Source organism: Enterobacter sp. SST3 (genome assembly GCF_000286655.1).
GTDB classification, from domain to species: Bacteria; Pseudomonadota; Gammaproteobacteria; order Enterobacterales; family Enterobacteriaceae; genus Enterobacter; species Enterobacter roggenkampii.
This window is the reverse complement of the sequence record NZ_ALNS01000012.1, coordinates 36,828-54,467: the sequence shown is the minus strand read 5'-3', so window position 1 is coordinate 54,467 and position 17,640 is coordinate 36,828. Positions and strand designations below refer to the sequence as shown.

16 protein-coding genes are annotated in these 17,640 nt (G+C 56.9%); 4 read left to right on the top strand and 12 right to left on the bottom strand.

Annotation, left to right across the window (positions count from 1 at the left end; translation table 11 throughout):
• Window positions 1–31: 31 nt before the first annotated feature.
• From B498_RS14995 to blr, 3 genes are all read right to left on the bottom strand, one after another.
• Window positions 32–472: a DUF2569 domain-containing protein gene (locus B498_RS14995; RefSeq protein ID WP_008500563.1), complete on the bottom strand. Its 441-nt coding sequence runs from the start codon at window positions 470–472 to the stop codon at window positions 32–34.
• A gap of 86 nt (window positions 473–558) precedes the next feature.
• Window positions 559–774 (bottom strand): transcription modulator YdgT, encoded by a 216-nt coding sequence (gene ydgT / locus B498_RS15000; protein WP_006174966.1) that lies wholly within the window; start codon window positions 772–774, stop codon window positions 559–561.
• Window positions 775–1,005: 231 nt separating this feature from the next.
• Window positions 1,006–1,131, bottom strand: coding sequence for a division septum protein Blr (blr, locus tag B498_RS0121300; protein WP_168112406.1), 126 nt, complete (start codon window positions 1,129–1,131; stop codon window positions 1,006–1,008).
• A 243-nt stretch (window positions 1,132–1,374) separates the two neighbouring features.
• Between blr and B498_RS15005 the strand changes: the two genes are divergently transcribed.
• A complete protein-coding gene (locus B498_RS15005) occupies window positions 1,375–2,415 on the top strand; it encodes an oxidoreductase (RefSeq protein WP_008500562.1) in 1,041 nt (346 codons plus the stop codon).
• 55 nt (window positions 2,416–2,470) lie between these two features.
• Here the strand turns inward: B498_RS15005 and add are convergent, their stop codons facing one another.
• From add to malX, 3 genes are all read right to left on the bottom strand, one after another.
• Window positions 2,471–3,472 carry an adenosine deaminase gene (add, locus tag B498_RS15010; protein ID WP_008500561.1) on the bottom strand — a complete coding sequence of 334 codons (1,002 nt, stop codon included), beginning with the start codon at window positions 3,470–3,472 and terminating at the stop codon, window positions 2,471–2,473.
• Window positions 3,473–3,568: 96 nt separating this feature from the next.
• Window positions 3,569–4,741, bottom strand: coding sequence for a MalY/PatB family protein (locus B498_RS15015; protein WP_008500560.1), 1,173 nt, complete (start codon window positions 4,739–4,741; stop codon window positions 3,569–3,571).
• Window positions 4,742–4,789: 48 nt separating this feature from the next.
• Window positions 4,790–6,382: a maltose/glucose-specific PTS transporter subunit IIBC gene (gene malX, locus B498_RS15020; protein ID WP_008500559.1), complete on the bottom strand. Its 1,593-nt coding sequence runs from the start codon at window positions 6,380–6,382 to the stop codon at window positions 4,790–4,792.
• Window positions 6,383–6,561: 179 nt separating this feature from the next.
• On the opposite strand from malX, the gene B498_RS15025 reads away from it, so the two are divergent.
• Window positions 6,562–7,590 (top strand): Mal regulon transcriptional regulator MalI, encoded by a 1,029-nt coding sequence (locus B498_RS15025; protein WP_008500558.1) that lies wholly within the window; start codon window positions 6,562–6,564, stop codon window positions 7,588–7,590.
• Window positions 7,591–7,715: 125 nt separating this feature from the next.
• On the opposite strand, the gene B498_RS15030 is transcribed toward B498_RS15025, so the two are convergent.
• Both B498_RS15030 and manA read right to left on the bottom strand, forming a co-directional pair.
• Window positions 7,716–9,248, bottom strand: coding sequence for a YdgA family protein (locus tag B498_RS15030; protein WP_008500557.1), 1,533 nt, complete (start codon window positions 9,246–9,248; stop codon window positions 7,716–7,718).
• 99 nt (window positions 9,249–9,347) lie between these two features.
• Window positions 9,348–10,523 carry a mannose-6-phosphate isomerase gene (manA, locus tag B498_RS15035; protein ID WP_008500556.1) on the bottom strand — a complete coding sequence of 392 codons (1,176 nt, stop codon included), beginning with the start codon at window positions 10,521–10,523 and terminating at the stop codon, window positions 9,348–9,350.
• Between the two features lie 199 nt (window positions 10,524–10,722).
• Here manA and fumA point away from each other — a divergent pair, with 199 nt between their 5' ends.
• The gene (gene fumA, locus B498_RS15040; protein WP_008500555.1) at window positions 10,723–12,369 is read left to right on the top strand and encodes a class I fumarate hydratase FumA; all 1,647 of its coding nucleotides are present in this window, start codon (window positions 10,723–10,725) and stop codon (window positions 12,367–12,369) included.
• A 183-nt stretch (window positions 12,370–12,552) separates the two neighbouring features.
• The gene (fumC, locus tag B498_RS15045) at window positions 12,553–13,947 is read left to right on the top strand and encodes a class II fumarate hydratase (protein WP_008500554.1); all 1,395 of its coding nucleotides are present in this window, start codon (window positions 12,553–12,555) and stop codon (window positions 13,945–13,947) included.
• On the opposite strand, the gene tus is transcribed toward fumC, so the two are convergent.
• The 4 genes from tus to rstA all read right to left on the bottom strand — a co-directional run bounded on the left by tus (window position 13,948) and on the right by rstA (window position 17,546).
• On the bottom strand, window positions 13,948–14,877 hold the full coding sequence (gene tus, locus B498_RS15050; RefSeq protein ID WP_008500553.1) for a DNA replication terminus site-binding protein: 930 nt from the start codon (window positions 14,875–14,877) through the stop codon (window positions 13,948–13,950).
• A gap of 73 nt (window positions 14,878–14,950) precedes the next feature.
• Window positions 14,951–16,249 carry a two-component system sensor histidine kinase RstB gene (rstB, locus tag B498_RS15055; protein ID WP_008500552.1) on the bottom strand — a complete coding sequence of 433 codons (1,299 nt, stop codon included), beginning with the start codon at window positions 16,247–16,249 and terminating at the stop codon, window positions 14,951–14,953.
• A gap of 75 nt (window positions 16,250–16,324) precedes the next feature.
• Window positions 16,325–16,585: a hypothetical protein gene (locus B498_RS15060; RefSeq protein ID WP_008500551.1), complete on the bottom strand. Its 261-nt coding sequence runs from the start codon at window positions 16,583–16,585 to the stop codon at window positions 16,325–16,327.
• Between the two features lie 244 nt (window positions 16,586–16,829).
• Window positions 16,830–17,546, bottom strand: coding sequence for a two-component system response regulator RstA (gene rstA / locus B498_RS15065; protein ID WP_021241154.1), 717 nt, complete (start codon window positions 17,544–17,546; stop codon window positions 16,830–16,832).
• Window positions 17,547–17,640 lie beyond the last annotated feature (94 nt).

The following is a 17,640-nucleotide window of genomic DNA, read 5'->3' as shown; positions in this document are numbered from 1 at the left end:
CGCAGGCGACAACAGGTTATCTGTAGGGTTATTACGGGTTCACGAAAGTGTTTTTCACCCGTGTCGAACGCTTGAAGTAGGGCACCAGCAGCGCCGCGGCCAGCAACGGGAAAAGCAGCTGACGAACGGCCAGCGCGTCTGAAACGGGCGAAAAAGCAAACGCCTTCACCGCCAGCAGGACCGAAACCAGCAGCCAGATAATGTAGTGCTTAGGCACATTCTTACGGCGCTTAAAGAAGGCGATGGTCAGCCACAGTGTGTAGTACCACATCCCGATCGCGAAAACGAACGACACAAACCACAAAGCAATATTAGGCACGCTTTGCGACAACAGGGTCTGAATGGCGTGAGGGGTAATCAGTGCGGTGGTATAAAGCAGTAGCGCAAGTGATGCGCTTAATAAGGCAACCAGCAGCCATGCCAGTGGGGCGATTAACCAGCCTCCAATGCGTTCTCCAGGCGTTGCGGTCATGAACTCTCCCATAATCTGCGCGAAATGTTGTACAGCCAGTTGGCAGGGCGGAGAGTATATAACATTTCGCGCGGATGGCTACTTTCTTATAAAACGTAACGCCACACGGACTTTGGCACTTCGCCGACGTTGAACAAACGGCCACCGGAGACCAGCTCCGCACGGCGATGGTCAGCGGCGCGATACATATTAATGATTTCCTGATTATCCGACAGGGTGTAGTTCAGATGGTCAAACAGTTTTTCCAGGCTCTCAAGCGAATTGATCTTGCGAAATTTTAATAAATAGTCCTGAACTGTCATGTTAATAAGTTTCCATATAAAAGTGAGTAATACCAGTTAAGGTAATTCGTTCGAATAATAAACGGATTAATAAAGACGTAAACAGCCCACTCAGGTAACGCGACGAAATTAGGAGTTTTCTTTGCTGAAATTCAGGCATCAGACGATGCCTGGAAGAGAAGGTTAACCGTGTTCACCAGGGCTGGCAATAAGTAACTGACATATTATGTCACTCTTTATTGCAGTAACCGGTTACTTAGGTTGAGCGACGGTGACAGGCTCCGGCGGCTGGTAGTTATCGATATGGCTGGCAACGCCCAGCAAAATGACCGACACTCCAAGGACAATCCATCCCGCTAATTCAATGATTCGATTAATAATTGACGTCATGATGTGTAATTGTACTTTATCCATAAAGACAGGGCGCAAATGTTACAGCGACGTTTCTCTGACGGCAAGGGCTTTGGGAACGGTTCCCTTAAACAAAATCAGTAGGTTAATACTATGTAACAAAAACAATCCGTATAACCTGCTATTTTACGTCATACGGCACATTATTAATCCGTGGTAATGCCAGACTAGCCAGTGTGAAATAAGAACGACTTAAAAGAGGATGACACTATGAGTGATAATATCCGCGTTGGGCTTATTGGTTACGGGTACGCGAGCAAAACGTTTCATGCGCCTCTGATAGCCGGGACGCCGGGGATGACGCTGGCGGCGGTATCCAGCAGCGACGCTGCTAAAGTCCATGCAGACTGGCCTTCTGTGCCGGTTGTCTCCGAGCCAAAACATCTTTTCAACGATCCAAACATTGATTTAATCGTCATTCCCACGCCGAACGATACCCACTTTCCGCTGGCAAAGGCCGCGCTGGAAGCCGGGAAGCATGTGGTTGTCGATAAGCCCTTTACCGTGACACTGTCACAGGCTCGCGAGCTGGATGCGCTGGCAAAGAGTCTGGGCAGGCTGCTGTCGGTGTTCCATAACCGACGCTGGGACAGCGATTTTCTGACGGTAAAACGGCTTCTCAGTGAAGGTACGTTAGGGGAGATCCTCTTTTTTGAGTCGCACTTTGACCGCTTTCGCCCGCAGGTACGAAACCGCTGGCGCGAGCAGGCCGGTCCTGGCAGCGGTATCTGGTATGATTTAGCCCCGCATCTGCTGGATCAGGCCGTCAATCTCTTTGGCCTGCCGGTGAGCATGACGGTCGATCTGGCCCAGCTCAGGCCCGGTGCGCAGACGACCGATTACTTTCACGCGGTGCTCAGTTACCCGCAGCGGCGAATTGTGCTGCACGGGACGATGGTCGCGGCGGCAGAATCTGCCCGCTATATTATTCACGGCACGCGCGGCAGCTACGTGAAGTTTGGTCTCGATCCGCAGGAAGACAGGCTGAAAAACGGTGAGCGTCTGCCGCAGGAAGACTGGGGCTATGATATGCGCGACGGCGTCGTCACGCGGGTGGAAGGCGAGGAGCTGGTCGAAGAGACCTTGCTGACGATACCGGGTAACTATCCGGCGTATTATGCCGCTATTCGCGATGCGCTGAACGGCACGGGAGAGAATCCGGTTCCGGCAAGCCAGGCGATACAGATTATGGAGCTGATTGAGCTGGGGATCGAATCTGCCAAACATCGCGCGACGCTCTGTCTGGCATAAGTTTTTGACGTTGCTGTAGGCCGGGTAAGGCGTAGCCGCCACCCGGCAAAGGGGGTTACGCGGTTGCCACCTTATCCCGCAGCGCCTGCTTCTCTGCAGGCGTCAGGAAGGCGATCTCCAGCCCGTTGATCTGCGCCTGACGGATCTGCTCGCGGCTCAGACCCGCCTGCGGTGCGGCGATGTTGTACTCGTGAATGATATCCACGCCCTGAACCGCCGGATCGTCCGTATTCAGCGAGGCCAGCACGCCGTGCTCGAGGAAGGTTTTCAGCGGGTGCTGCGACAGCGATGCTACGGTGCTGGTCTGAATGTTAGACGTCAGGCACGACTCAATCCCGATACGCTGCTCCGCCAGGAAATCCATCAGGGCGCGGTCTTCTACCGCCTTCACGCCGTGACCGATACGTTCGGCGCCCAGCTCGCGGATGGCCTGCCAGATGCTTTCCGGGCCAGCCGCTTCACCCGCGTGCACGGTAATGTGCCAGCCGGCATCGCGCGCGCGGTTGAAGTGGGAGAGGAACAGGCTGCCCGGGAAGCCCAGCTCGTCACCGGCGAGATCGACGGCGGTGATGGCATCACGATGGGCCAGCAGCGCTTCCAGCTCCCGCAGGCAGGCGGCTTCACCGAAGGTACGGCTCATGATGCCGATCAGGCGAGCCTGGACGTCGAAGGTTTTACACCCTTCTCGGACGCCTTCAATGACGGCTTCCACGACGCCTGCAACGGGCAGGTTGTGGGTCATCGCCATGTAGCCCGGCGAGAAGCGCAGCTCGACGTAGTGCAGGCCGTTGCGGGCGGCATCTTCGATGTTCTCAAACGCCACGCGGCGGCAGGCATCCAGCGACGCCAGCATTTTCACGCCCCAGTCGAGTTTGCTCAGGAAGCTGACCAGGTCCGGTTCATTAGAGGTCACCTGCACGTGAGGGATCAGGGACTCAAGGGTCTGAGCAGGAAGCGTTAAATTGAACTGGCGGCCAAGATCGAGGATGGTTTGGGCACGAATGTTACCGTCAAGGTGACGATGAATATCAGTTAAAGGCAGGCGTGTATCAATCATGGTCGCACTCTTTTCTGGTTAAAGTGCGCCATATTATAAAAACAAAACGGGGTAAAAAGCTATTTGCGCAAGGGAATATTCCGTTGCGCAAATTGATTACAGAAGCGTATTAATGCCGGCAATCAGGCGTTGAACCCCTTGCTCCAGCTTGCTGCGCGGGCAGCCCGCATTCAGGCGTACGAAGCCATTTCCCTCTTTTCCATAGGTATATCCCGGCATGATGGCGACCTTTTGCTGCTCAATCAGCACTTTTTGCAGCGCCCGATCGTCAATATTCAGCGGACGCAGATCGATCCAGGCGAGATAGGTCGCTTCCGGCGGCTGCCAGTTGAGTTTCGGAAAAGCGCGGTTTACTTCCTGAGCGATATACAACAGATTCTCTTCCAGATAACCCCGCAGGGCATCCAGCCACGGCCCCCCTTGCTGATAGGCGGCGATATGCGCCGTTAGCGCCAGCACGGAAGGGGAAGAGAGCCCGTCCCGACCTTTTAACGCGCTGAGATAGCCGTTACGGCTCTCTTCATCGCCGATCAGGCCATAAGCCCCCGTCAGCGCCGGAATGTTAAAGCTTTTCGAGCCGGAGGTCAGAAGCGCCCATTTGCTCCGCGCCACTGCGGTCCACGGCGTGTGACGATGTTCTCCCCACACCATGTCCATATGGATTTCATCGCTGATAACCGCCACGTCATAGCGCTCGCAGAGTTCCGCCATCTGCGTCAATTCATCCCGCGTCCAGACCTTGCCGGTCGGATTCTGCGGGCTGCACAGCAGCAAAATTTTGTTTTCCGGTTTCGCCAGCGCCGCTTCCAGGGCTGCCATATTGCCCTGCCAGCCAGCGGCCTGTTTTTCCATTTCAACCGCCACAACACGACGCCCGTTTCCCTCTATGGCTTTGTAAAAGGCATCGTATGCCGGGGTGTGAACCACCACGCCGTCGCCGGGTTTTGACCAGAGGCGAATCAGTTCCGAGACCATGTAGATGACGGAGGGGCCATAAACCACGCTTTCGGTATCAATTCGGGTGTTAAAGCGCTGCTGGAACCAGTGTGCGACGGCGGCGAGAAACTCGTCGTTTTTCCAGCGGCTATAGCCAAACACGCCGTGATGAATGCGCTGTTGCAGCGCGTCGGTTATGCAGGGGGCGGTGGCGAAATCCATATCCGAGATGGTGAAGGGCAGCAGATCCGCCGCGCCAAAGCGGTCGGCGACATAGTCCCACTGCGTACACCAGGTGCCGTGTCGATCCACGACGGTTGAGAAATCAAACATGCTTTAATCCTTAACGTAAAACCCCCTCATGGTGAGGGGGCTGAGGCATCAGGCTTCTACTGTTCGCATCAGGGTCGCCAGCTCATCTTTCACTGACTGTACCTGCGGGCCGATAACCACCTGCAAATTGTGCTGGTTTAACTGTACCACGCCGATGGCCCGGTTGGCCTTTAGGGCGTTGGTATCCACTTTTGACATATCCGCCACCGACAAACGCAGGCGGGTAATGCAGTTATCCAGCGAGGTGATGTTATCCGCACCGCCCAGCGCCGCCAGAATGGCAGGGGTGTTATAGCCGGATTTGCCCACGGAACCGGCAACCGCCTGTTCAACGCTGGTGGCCGTATCAATATCGCGTCCTGGCGTTTTCAGGTTAAAGCGGGTGATGGCGAAGCGGAAGATCCCGTAGTACACCGCAAACCAGATTGCCGCCACGACAGGGACCAGATACCACTTAGTCGACAGGCCGTGCAGGATCCCGAACACCACGAAGTCGATCACGTTGCCGTCAGTGTTGCCGATGGTGACGCCCAGCACCGCCATCACGGTGAAGCCCAGACCGGTCAGCACCGCGTGAATCAGATACAGCACCGGTGCGACGAACAGGAACAGGAACTCGATAGGCTCGGTGGTACCGCCCACGACGCAGGCGATCACGCCGGAAATCAGCAGACCTTTAATTTTATGGCGGTTTTCCGGGCGCGCGCAGTGGTACATTGCCAGCGCAGCACCCGGCAGGCCGCCGAGGAAGGCAGGCATTTTACCCTGAGACAGGAAGCGGGTTGCGCTTTCGGAGAAGCCGTGTGTCGTTGGACAGCTCAGCTGCGCCTGGAAGATAGTCAGCGCGCCGCTCACGTCGTGACCGCACACCTCCATGGTGCCGCCCGCTTCGGTGAAGCGAATCAGGGCCACCAGGATATGCTGCAGGCCAAACGGCAGCAGCAGACGCTCGCCGGTGCCGAAGATCATCGGACCAAAATCTCCCGCGCCGTTAATGATGCGGCCAATGCCGTTGATGCCCATAGCGAAAACTGGCCAAATCAGCGGAATAATCAGACCAAACAGACCCATAACGACCAGGGTCACGATCGGGACAAAGCGGGTGCCGCCGAAGAAAGCCAGGGCATCCGGCAGGCGGATATTGTGGAAGCGCTCGTGCAGCATCCAGATAATGACCCCGGCGATCACCGCCCCGAGGATCCCGGTGTCGATGGACTGAATACCAATCACGCTCTGAATGTTGTTGGCCTTCAGAACGGCGGCGTCGGTGGTCGGCAGTATGCCTTTCGCGGTCAGCCAGAAGTTAACCGCCAGGTTCATCACCGCGTAGCCCACAAAACCGGCAAACGCCGCGACGCCTTTGTTCTCGCGGGCCAGGCCCAGCGGGATTGCAATACAGAACATCACGGGCAGGAAACTGAAGGCAAAGGAGCCGACTTTACTCATCCAGATAAAGATCGCCTGCAGCACGGGCGCGCCGAGGAAGGGGATCAGCGTGATGACGTCTTTACTGCTGAGCGAACTGCCGATCCCGAGCATGATCCCGCAGAACGAGAGAAGCGCCACGGGCAGCATAAAGGTTTTACCCAGTTGCTGGAAAAATTCCCACAGCGATATTTTTTGTGCTGCTTTCGCCGTCATAAAACGACTCCTTTATTGTTAAAATCAGTTTGTCTGCTTCAATGCTGCGAGAAGATAAAACGTTTTATCAAAGTTTAGTGCGCGCTAAATCACATTCTCAGGCTTTTACTGGTAGTATAAAGATAACGTATTGATAAAACGTTTTACCGATCTCATTTTTCAGGGAGTCACGCCAACACATGGCTGTAGCAAAAAAAGTCACCATCAACGACGTCGCGCTGGCGGCGGGGGTTTCCGTCAGCACCGTTTCTCTGGTACTGAGCGGAAAAGGACGCATCTCTCCCGCGACCGGTCAGCGGGTGAACGAGGCGGTTGAGCAGTTGGGCTTTGTGCGAAACCGTCAGGCGTCGGCGCTGCGCGGCGGGCAAAGCGGGGTGATTGGCCTGATTGTCCGTGACCTGACGTCACCGTTCTATGCGGAGCTGACCGCCGGCTTAACCGAAGCGCTTGAAGCGCAGGGGCGGATGGTCTTTCTGCTTCACGGCGGTCGCAAGGCCGATCAGCTGCTTTCCCGGCTCGATATGCTGCTGAATCAGGGTGTGGACGGGGTGATCGTCGCCGGGGCGTCGGGCGTGGGCAGCGAGCTGTGCGAGCGTGCCGCTGAAAAAGGCGTGCCGCTGGTGTTTGCTTCACGCGCCAGCTACCTCGATGAAGCCGATACGCTGCGCCCGGATAACATGCAGGCTGCGCAAATGCTGACCGAGCATCTTATTCGTCGCGGCCATCAGCGCATTGCCTGGCTGGGCGGCAAAAGCTCGTCCCTGACCCGCGCCGAACGGGTCGGCGGCTACTGCGCGACGCTGATTAAATACGGCCTGCCGTTCCACAGCGAGTGGGTTGTTGAGTGTGAGTCCAGCCAGAAGATGGCGGCGGAAGCGATAGGCGCGCTGCTGCGCAGCAGTCCGACCATCAGCGCCGTCATTTGCTATAACGATGTGATCGCCATGGGCGCCTGGTTTGGCCTGATCCGCGCCGGGCGTCAGAGCGGTGAAGGGGGCGTTGAAACCTTCTTCGGCCACCAGGTGGCGCTGGGGGCGTTCGCCGACGTCGGTGAAAACGCGCTCGACGATCTGCCGATCGTCTGGGCCACGACCCCAGCGCGGGAGATGGGCTACACCCTGGCGGACAGGATTATGCAGCGCATCGACAATACGGACGTTCAGGCCGGGCACCAGATTGTGGCGGCGCGGCTGGTGACGGTGAAATAATCTCCGCTGCACATCGCCCGGCGGCGCTGCGCTTGCACGGGCCTGCAACGGCCCGGGATCGTAGGCCGGGTAAGCGTCAGCGCCACCCGGCAATAAAAAACCCCTCATGCGAGGGGTTTTGACGTTTACTGCTGCGGTGCCGCCGGTTCGGCTGGCGCTGCCGGTTCAGCCGGTTCCGGCATCCCCAGAGCAGGCATGCCAAACATGCCGACAAAATCCTCCAGGGGCATTTTGTCGCCGTTGAGCGTGACCTGGCCGTTGGCGTACTGCAGGCTGGTGGAAATCGTGTTGTTGTCCACCTTCGTGATGCGGAACATCTGGCCCATGGCCGCCAGACCTTTCACCTGCTGGTTCGCCAGCTTGCCGGCATCTTCATCGCCGTAGCCTTCCAGCTTCGCAATCTGGGTCATAAACTCGGTCGCCATATCCATCGGGATGGTCAGCTTGCTGTCGAGCGACTTCACGCTGCGATCCACTTCCTGCGCCAGCGTCTGCGGTTCACCCGTGGCGGTGGCCGGATCCTTCAGGAACAGCGACAGGTTAAAGCTGGTTTCGCCTTTGCTGTTTTTCCAGCTCAGCGGCGCAACGGTGATCACCGGCTCGCCTTTCAGCAGGATCGGCAGGTTGTTGAACAGCACTGCCATCGCCTGCTGCTGGTACACTTCCGGGTTCTGCTGCAGCGCGGCATCGGTCAGCAGCGCCTGGCTCTCTTTACTGTATTTCTGGCTAAATTCGTGCCACGCCTGGCCGTCAATATTGCCGATCTTCAGCGACAGTTTGCCGGTGCCCAGATCCTGATTCTGCACTTTCAGGCTCTTCAGCGTGTAATCCAGCTGGGTATTGATGCTCTTACCGTCTTTGGACACGTCGGATTTGCCGTTAACGTCCATGCCTTCCAGCACGGCCATCTCTTTGCCTTCAACCGCAATGGCGACTTTATCGAGAGACAGTTTCTGATCGCCGATACGCTCTTTAAAATCGGTCATGCGGCTGTTGCCGTCGGCCTTCAGGTTGTTGAAGGTGAGCTGAACTTTTTGATTGTATTCGTTCACGGCGTTGACCAGGCCACTTTCCGCTTCACCCGTCAGGGAGAACACGTTCCCGTCGCGGTCAGCGTCAAGTTTGAAGTGACCACCGCTAAAGGCGACTTTCTCATTCTCTTTCTCGTAGTTCAGCGCTTTCAGCGCGATATCGGAACTGGTGTCACCGGCATAGCTGATGCGGGTGTCGATTTCGAAAGGTGAGGTATTTTTTGCCAGGTCGAACAGCGGTTTGGTGACGTCGTTATTCACCAGGACCGTGTGAACGGACGCCATTGACGGGATCAGGTTAAACGACTTTAGCTGCGCCAGCGGGAATGGACCGTGGCTGACCACTTCATCCAGCACCACGCTCTGCCCCGGTTTCAGCCAGCCGTTTTCCGTACCGGCAACCGGCTTCACCACTACCTGCATACGGCTGGTAAACACGCCGCGCTCATAATTCTGGTAGCTCAGCTCAAGGCCCGCTTCCGGCGCGCTGCGCTTAATCTCTCCGTTAGCCTGCGCCACCATCTCAGCCAGGCGTCCTTCCAGCTGTTTCCCGGTAAACCAGGAGGCACCCGTCCAGACCACGCCTAACGCTACAATCACTCCTACCGCTACGACCGATTTTTTCATTGCGACTATCCCTAAAATGAAACCAGGCGGTAAAAACCGCCTGGAGATATTAAGCCTGCAACTAGCTTAGCAAGAGTTGTTAAAAAATTCAGTAAGTGCTTAAAGCTTATTGAAAACGCGCGCCAGTCGACCGGTGCCGCTTACGCTAACCGGAGACTCATTGGCTGCAACGAATGCTGATTCACCGGGCTTAAGCACCAGATGCTGTTCGCCTTTGTGCAGCGTCGCTTCGCCTTCCACGCAGAACAGGATCGCCGCACTTTCCTGTGCGATGGTCGTTTCTGTCTGGCTCAGGTCGTGCAGGGAGAAAGCAAAATCCTCAACCGGAATCGGGAAGTCCAGCTCTGCGCCGTTTTTCACCGGCTGAGTCAGCAGCTCCGCGGCAGGTTTCGCCACGAACTTGACGTTGGCAACCAGCTCGGGGATGTCGATGTATTTCGGCGTCAGGCCCGCGCGCAGCACATTGTCAGAGTTGGCCATCACCTCCAGCGCCACGCCCTGCAGATAGGCATGCGGGGTTTCCGCGAACAGGAACATTGCTTCACCCGGATTCAGCTTCACCACGTTCAGCAGCAGAGGGGAGAACAGGCCGCTGTCGTCCGGATAGAACTGCGCAATAAGACGGATGGTCTCCCACGGTTCACCTTGCTGGCTCTCCAGGGCGGCTTTCAGTACCGCCAGGGCGTGGGATTTCTCTTCACCCTGCATGTTCAGCAGGCTGGCAAACAGCTGGCTTAGCGCCTCGGCATTCGGGTTTTCAAGGAAATGCGCGATAGCGTTATGGGCACCCGCGACCGGCTGCAGCAGGGAGATAATCTCTGAAAATTCGCGGAACGCGTTCATCGCCAGGAACGGCGTCAGCGCGAACACCAGCTCCGGCTTGTGGTTAGGATCTTTGTAGTTACGCTCGGCGGCGTCTAACGGAATACCCGCCGCGTTCTCTTTCGCAAAGCCGATTTCAGACGCTTGCTTGTTCGGATGAACCTGGATGGAGAGCGGCTGGTCAGCGCACAGCACTTTAAACAGGAACGGCAGTTCGCCAAAGCGCTGAGCCACCTTGTCGCCCAGCAGCGCGGCTTTATCGGCGTCAATTACGTCACGCAGGCTGCGTGCCTGGCCGCTGGCGTCTTCAATTTTTGAGCTGCTCTTCGGGTGCGCCCCCATCCACAGTTCTGCCATCGGCAGGTTGTTTGGGTTCGCGATACCGTAGAGATCCGTTAACGCAGTTTTACTTCCCCAGGCGTAGTTTTGCACTGAGTTAATGAGTTTTTGCATTATCAAGCCCTGATTCAAATGTGGAATAAACTCCGGGTATTAAAGCAATAAACCACATGGAAGTAACCTGTGGATGTAAAAAGTCGTACTAGTCTCAGTTTTTGTTAAAAAATTGTGTAGGATAAGCTGACTCGCTTTTAAGCCGGGCAGCGGAACATCTGCCCTGAATAAACAGACCGAAGCAGTAAGTGAGAGACCAATGTCGAATAAACCCTTCCATTATCAGGATCCTTTCCCCCTCAGTAAGGATCAGACCGAGTATTACCTGTTAACCCGCGATCACGTCTCCGTCTCTGAGTTTGAAGGACAAGAGATCCTCAAGGTGGATCCGCAGGCGTTGACGCTGCTGGCGCAGCACGCTTTCCACGACGCCTCGTTTATGCTCCGCCCAGCGCACCAGCAGCAGGTTGCAGATATCCTGAGCGACCCTGAGGCCAGCGAAAACGACAAGTACGTAGCCCTGCAGTTCCTGCGTAACTCCGATATCGCGGCGAAAGGCATTCTGCCTACCTGCCAGGATACCGGCACGGCGATCATCGTCGGTAAAAAAGGCCAGCGCGTCTGGACCGGCGGCGGCGATGAAGCGGCGCTGGCGCACGGCGTTTATAACACCTACACCGAAGACAACCTGCGCTATTCGCAAAACGCGGCGCTGGACATGTACAAAGAGGTCAACACCGGTACCAACCTGCCTGCACAGATTGACATCTACAGCGTCGACGGGGATGAGTACAAATTCCTCTGCATCGCCAAAGGCGGCGGTTCGGCCAACAAAACCTATCTCTATCAGGAGACCAAAGCGCTGCTCACCCCGGGCAAGCTGAAGAACTACCTGGTTGAGAAGATGCGCACCCTCGGCACCGCGGCGTGCCCGCCGTACCATATCGCGTTTGTGATTGGCGGTACCTCGGCGGAAAGCACGCTGAAGACCGTGAAGCTGGCCTCAACCAAATACTACGACGGCCTGCCAACCGAAGGTAACGAGCACGGCCAGGCGTTCCGCGACGTGCAGCTTGAGCAGGAGCTGCTGGAAGAAGCGCGCAATCTGGGCCTCGGCGCGCAGTTTGGCGGTAAATACTTCGCCCACGACGTGCGCGTGATCCGTCTGCCGCGTCACGGTGCATCCTGTCCGGTCGGGATGGGCGTCTCCTGCTCTGCGGATCGCAACATCAAGGCGAAGATCAACCGCGACGGCATCTGGATCGAGAAGCTGGAGAACAACCCGGGCAAATACATCCCGGAAGAACTGCGTAAAGCGGGCGAGGGGGAAGCGGTTCGCGTGGATCTGAACCGTCCGATGAAAGAGATCCTGGCGCAGCTGTCTCAGTATCCGGTTTCGACCCGTCTCTCCCTCAACGGCACGATTATCGTGGGCCGCGACATCGCGCACGCGAAGCTGAAAGAGCGTCTGGACAACGGCGAAGGGCTGCCGCAGTACATTAAAGATCACCCGATCTACTACGCGGGCCCGGCGAAAACGCCTGAAGGCTATGCCTCTGGCTCATTAGGCCCAACCACGGCGGGCCGTATGGACTCGTACGTCGACCAGCTGCAGGCTAACGGCGGCAGCATGATCATGCTGGCGAAAGGCAACCGCAGCCAGCAGGTAACGGACGCCTGCCACAAGCACGGCGGCTTCTACCTCGGCAGCATCGGCGGCCCGGCTGCGGTGCTGGCGCAGGGCAGCATCAAGAGCCTGGAGTGCGTGGAATACCCGGAACTGGGCATGGAAGCGATCTGGAAAATTGAGGTGGAAGACTTCCCGGCGTTTATCCTCGTGGATGACAAAGGCAACGACTTCTTCAAACAGATCCAGTCTTCTCAGTGTTCGGCGTGTGTGAAGTAGTCTGAAGAAAATGCCGGGTGGCGCTGACGCTTACCCGGCCTACATTCTCGTAGGTCGGGTAAGGCGAAGCCGCCACCCGACACCAAAAAGAGCGCACAAAGCGCCATACCGTTTCTCAGAAGTCATCAATACTTATCCCTTAAGCATGTGAGCAATCCCGACAGTGTTATCAAGGAGAAAGTAATGACCACGGTACGCCATGAGAAAGACTCGATGGGCGCCATCGACGTCCCGGCCGACAAGCTATGGGGCGCGCAAACCCAGCGTTCGCTGGAGCATTTCCGTATCTCGACTGAAAAAATGCCCGCTTCGCTGATTCAGGCGCTGGCGCTCACCAAACGCGCAGCCGCGAAAGTGAACCAGGATTTAGGCCTGCTGGCGGCAGACAGGGCCACCGCCATCATAAATGCCGCCGACGAAGTGCTGGCGGGCAAGCATCCCGACGAATTTCCGCTCGCCATCTGGCAGACCGGTTCCGGCACCCAGAGCAACATGAACATGAACGAAGTGCTGGCGAACCGGGCCAGCGAACTGCTGGGCGGCGTGCGCGGCATGGAGCGCAAGGTCCACCCGAACGATGACGTCAACAAGAGCCAGAGTTCTAACGACGTCTTCCCCACGGCCATGCACGTGGCGGCGGTGATTGCTATCCGCGAGCAGCTTATCCCCCAGCTCAACGTCCTCAAATCCACGCTCAACGAGAAAGCGCAGGCCTTCCGCGACATCGTCAAAATTGGCCGTACGCACCTGCAGGACGCCACGCCGCTGACGCTCGGCCAGGAGATTTCCGGCTGGGTGGCGATGCTGGAACACAACCTGAAGCATATTGAAAACAGCCTGCCGCACCTGGCGGAGCTGGCGCTCGGCGGCACGGCGGTCGGCACCGGGTTAAACACTCATCCGGAGTATGCGGTGCGCGTGGCGGAGGAGCTTGCGGCCATAACCGGACAGCCGTTCATCACGGCGCCCAACAAGTTCGAAGCGCTGGCGACCTGCGATGCGCTGGTCCACACCCACGGCGCGCTGAAAGGGCTGGCGGCGTCGCTAATGAAAATCGCCAACGACGTGCGCTGGCTGGCCTCGGGCCCGCGCTGCGGCATCGGTGAAATCAGCATTCCGGAAAACGAGCCGGGCAGCTCCATCATGCCGGGTAAAGTCAACCCGACCCAGTGCGAAGCCATGACCATGCTCTGCTGTCAGGTACTGGGCAACGACGTGGCCGTCAACCTGGGCGGTGCATCCGGCAACTTCGAGCTGAACGTCTATCGCCCGATGGTGATCCACAACGTTCTGCAATCGATTCGTCTGCTGGCGGACGGCATGGAGAGCTTTAACGAACACTGCGCGGTGGGGATCGAGCCAAACCGCGAGCGCATCAGCCAGCTGTTAAATGAGTCGCTGATGTTGGTGACCGCGCTCAATACCCATATCGGCTACGATAAAGCCGCCGAGATCGCCAAAAAAGCGCATAAGGAGGGGCTGACGCTGAAAGCCTCCGCCCTGGCGCTGGGCTATCTGACGGAGGCGGAGTTTGATGCCTGGGTGCGCCCTGAGGCGATGGTTGGCAGTCTGAAATAATCAACTCGCCACGTACAGGTGCAGCCGCGAAATAATGAGCTGAAGCGGCTGCGCCTGAGGTCGGTAACGGTGCTGGACATTTTCAGCATCGTAATTCAGCAACTCACCAATATCCGGCACGATAGCCCCCTGATCGGCATCATAAAGCGCAATCAGCGGCGTTGGACAGGCATACTGCACCTGTTTTTGCTGGCCGGAATACCAGACGCGGGCGATAGGCTGCACCTTCACCGGGCGCTTAATTTTGAGGCGCGTATCCGCTGGCAGCGAGGCGATGCTGTGGTACTCCTGCTCCAGGCGCTCGATCCACTGCTCACGCGACCACGGCGCGACGGTGCGCGGCGTCTTCAGGCTCTTTTCCAGCTGCGCCAGAATTTCATCCCGGGTGAAGTTTTTAATGATGTGCTTATTCGCCCAGCCGAAGCGCAGCGTGGCGGGATGGCGCAGAACCGTCAGCGTGCGATAGGCATTCAGGGTAATTAACCCCGGAAGCTGACGGTGCACCCACTCAAACCGGGCGGCGGGGGCCAGGCCCGACTCTTCGGTAACGATCTTCTCAAATGCCGCTTTCAGACTGTTGATATGGGCAATCTGGCTTTCCAGCGCCTCGCGCGCTACTGCATCGGTTTGCAGACAGATCACGCCCGGCAGCCGTACGGCCGCCTTGCTGCTGCGCTGTTCAGACTGCTGCTGGATAAAAAGATGGCGATAGTGTTTCATCGCCAGCTCCAGTGCGGCCCTGCCGATGTGCTGCTTCACGTCGATGGTGTCCAGCGGATCGTGCTCGGCCCCTTTGGCCACCTCGGGCAGGGTAAAGACGCGCGCGGCCAGCAGCCGGCAGGTCTGCAAACGTTCTGTCAGGGTCAGCAGCTCGTGTTCTATTTCCCGAAACGTGCTGTTCAGCCGTTCGATAAGATCGTAGGTCGCCATAAGCACTCTCATTAGTTACAACATACTTATCATATAGCACAGCACGCCGGGTCAGGCCAGCGTGCGGTTGAAGTCAGGCAGGGACGGGAAGGGCGATGTTATGGTACACCGGCCAGCTAAAGCAGAAGCGCGCGCCGCCGAGCTCGCTCTCCTCGCAATGCACCGTGCCGCCCATCGCCTGCGCGATAGAGTGGACGATTGCCAGCCCCAGACCGCATCCGCCGGTGGCGCGATCGCGGCTGGGATCGAGGCGGACAAACGGTTCAAACACGGTTTCGCGTGCCTCCGGGGCAATCCCCGGTCCGTCATCCTCTACCGTCAGGCGGGCCTGATTGCCCTGCAGATCCAGCCCAATCTGCAGCGTACTTTCGCTGTAGCGCATGGCGTTGTTCATCAGGTTGTCCAGCACGCGCTCCATCAGGCGCATATCGAGCGCGCCGTAATCACCCGGCGTGACGCGCGTCAATAGCGTACGCTGCGGGTTCACGCTCTGAACGTCGTCAATGTGGGTTTGCAGCCAGGCGGGCAGATCCGGCGTGCTGAGGTTTAGCTCGTTTTGCGGGCGATCGAGGCGCGCGTAGGTCAGCAGCTCCTCAATCAGCGCTTCAAGCTGGCCAATGTCGCGGTTAAGCGCCTGAGACTCTGCTTCCGTCAGGTTCTCGCTCATTTCCAGACGATAGCGCAGGCGCACCAGCGGCGTGCGCAGCTCGTGCGCAATTCCGTCGATCAGCTGTTTCTTGCTGGCGATAAGGGCATTGATGTTATCGGCCATCTGGTTAAAGGCCACGCCCAGACGTTCAAAGCTGGAACCGCTGTCGAAGTGAATACGCTCTGTAAAATGCCCCTCGCCAAAACGCTGTGCGGCGGATTCGAGTTTCAGCATGTCCTGCCAGTGCGGGCGCATCCAGATAAAAACCGGAAACGCGAGTGAAATGGCGATAAAGGCCATCAGCGCCATGTCCAGCAGGCGCATCTGATGCAGATAATAGAGATAGGGCACCGGCCCGACGGCCAGCACGTAATGGCTGCGCGGAATTCGCTGGATAAAGGTGTATTTCTCATCCAGCGCGACGATATCCCCGTCGCGCAGACGCTGCATGGCGGGCGGGTCCAGATCGAAATCTTTCAACGGCTCGATGCGTAAATCGAATGACAGATTGAGATCCAGCTCTTTCAGGGTTTTCGCCCAGTCGTGTGGCGGGATCTCTCTCAGCTCGCTGCGCATCAGATAGAGCGAGCTTTTCATCAGGTCGTCCAGAGACTGCCTGCCCGCGCGTTCGGCGGTAAATTTATAGACCAGGCCGACCAGCATGGTCATCACCAGGAAGCAGACAAACAGTAAAAGATAAAACTGCACAAACAGCTTTTTCATTGGATCTCACCGCAAAAACGCTATGTGCAGAATATACATGAAAACCCTTCGAGTTTTTCACGTCTGTCGAGCGTGTTAGACGGCTTTCGCGCTGTTTTTTACCTTGGCGATGAATTTTTCCGTCACGGCCAGGCCTTCTGCAATGTGCGTATCAATCACATCCGTTCCGTATTCGCTGATGAGATCCAGCAGTATTTCGTAAGACTGGATGAGTTCCAGCAGGTCAAAGAGCGCTTTTTGATCGGTGCGTGAGGGGGAGGCGTGGTTCAGGGTTGCCTGATTAACAATCCACTCAAGATTGGTTTTTATCGCTTCTACCTGACCGTAGCTATACATAATTCATGAGCTTAAATCCTCATTTCAAGATTTATTGGAGAGATGTCGTGAAAGCTTCACGGCGAAAATGAGTAAAACAATCGCAAGAGCGGGGCGAGCTGAAGAAAGGAGAGTCGAGAAGGTAATTATGGAATAGTTTGCGTGCTTAGCAAGTTAATTGTTGCGCAAACGTAAAAATAAACGCGCGAAAGAAGGGCATTGTCGCGTAATGCCTTTATTTCGCGCAGGTTATCCTGTCCGGCGATCAGGTTTCCCACGCATGTGGGGCAAACAGATAGCCCTTATTACGCACGGTTTTAATACGGTAGGGCTCGGTGGCGTTATCCTGCAGTTTTTTGCGCAGACGCGAAATCGCCACGTCCACGCTGCGGTCCATTCCGTCATAGCTTACGCCACGCAGGTTTTTCAGCAGCGCGTCACGGTCCATGATCTGCCCGGCATGCGTTGCCAGCTCCCACAGCAGGTCAAAATCTGCGGTGGAAAGGGCGATAAGCTCGCCAGAGAGCAGCACCTGACGGTTAATCGGATCAATAGACAGCGTACCGAAGCGCATCGCTTTGTGCGGCGTCAGAGACGGCGCCGGTGCTTCGCGTTCGATGCTGGCGTGCTGGCGTAAATGGAGGCGCAGGCGAGCGAGCAGGACGGCAGGCGGTGTGGTTTTCAGAATGTAATCATTGGCACCCATCTCCAGCGACAAAATATGGTTCATATCGCTGTCCAGTGAGGTGAGCAGGACGATAGGGCCCTCCCACCGGGCGCGCAGGTCGCGGCAGAGCGTCATGCCGTCTTTGCCCGGCAACATGATATCCAGCAGCACCAGATCCGGGTTTTCACGGACGACCACCTCTTCGGCACGATCGCCACGAGGTTCAACAATGACGTCCATATCATGTTTACCCAGATAGGCGGCGATCAGCTGCCCGACTTCGGGTTCGTCTTCAACATAAACAATCTTATTCATACAGCGTCTGTTTTCGTGAAAAAAGCCAACATACACCGCGAAACCTTAACCTTCCATTAATCTTTCAAAATTAACGCCGGTTCCGTTATTCTGG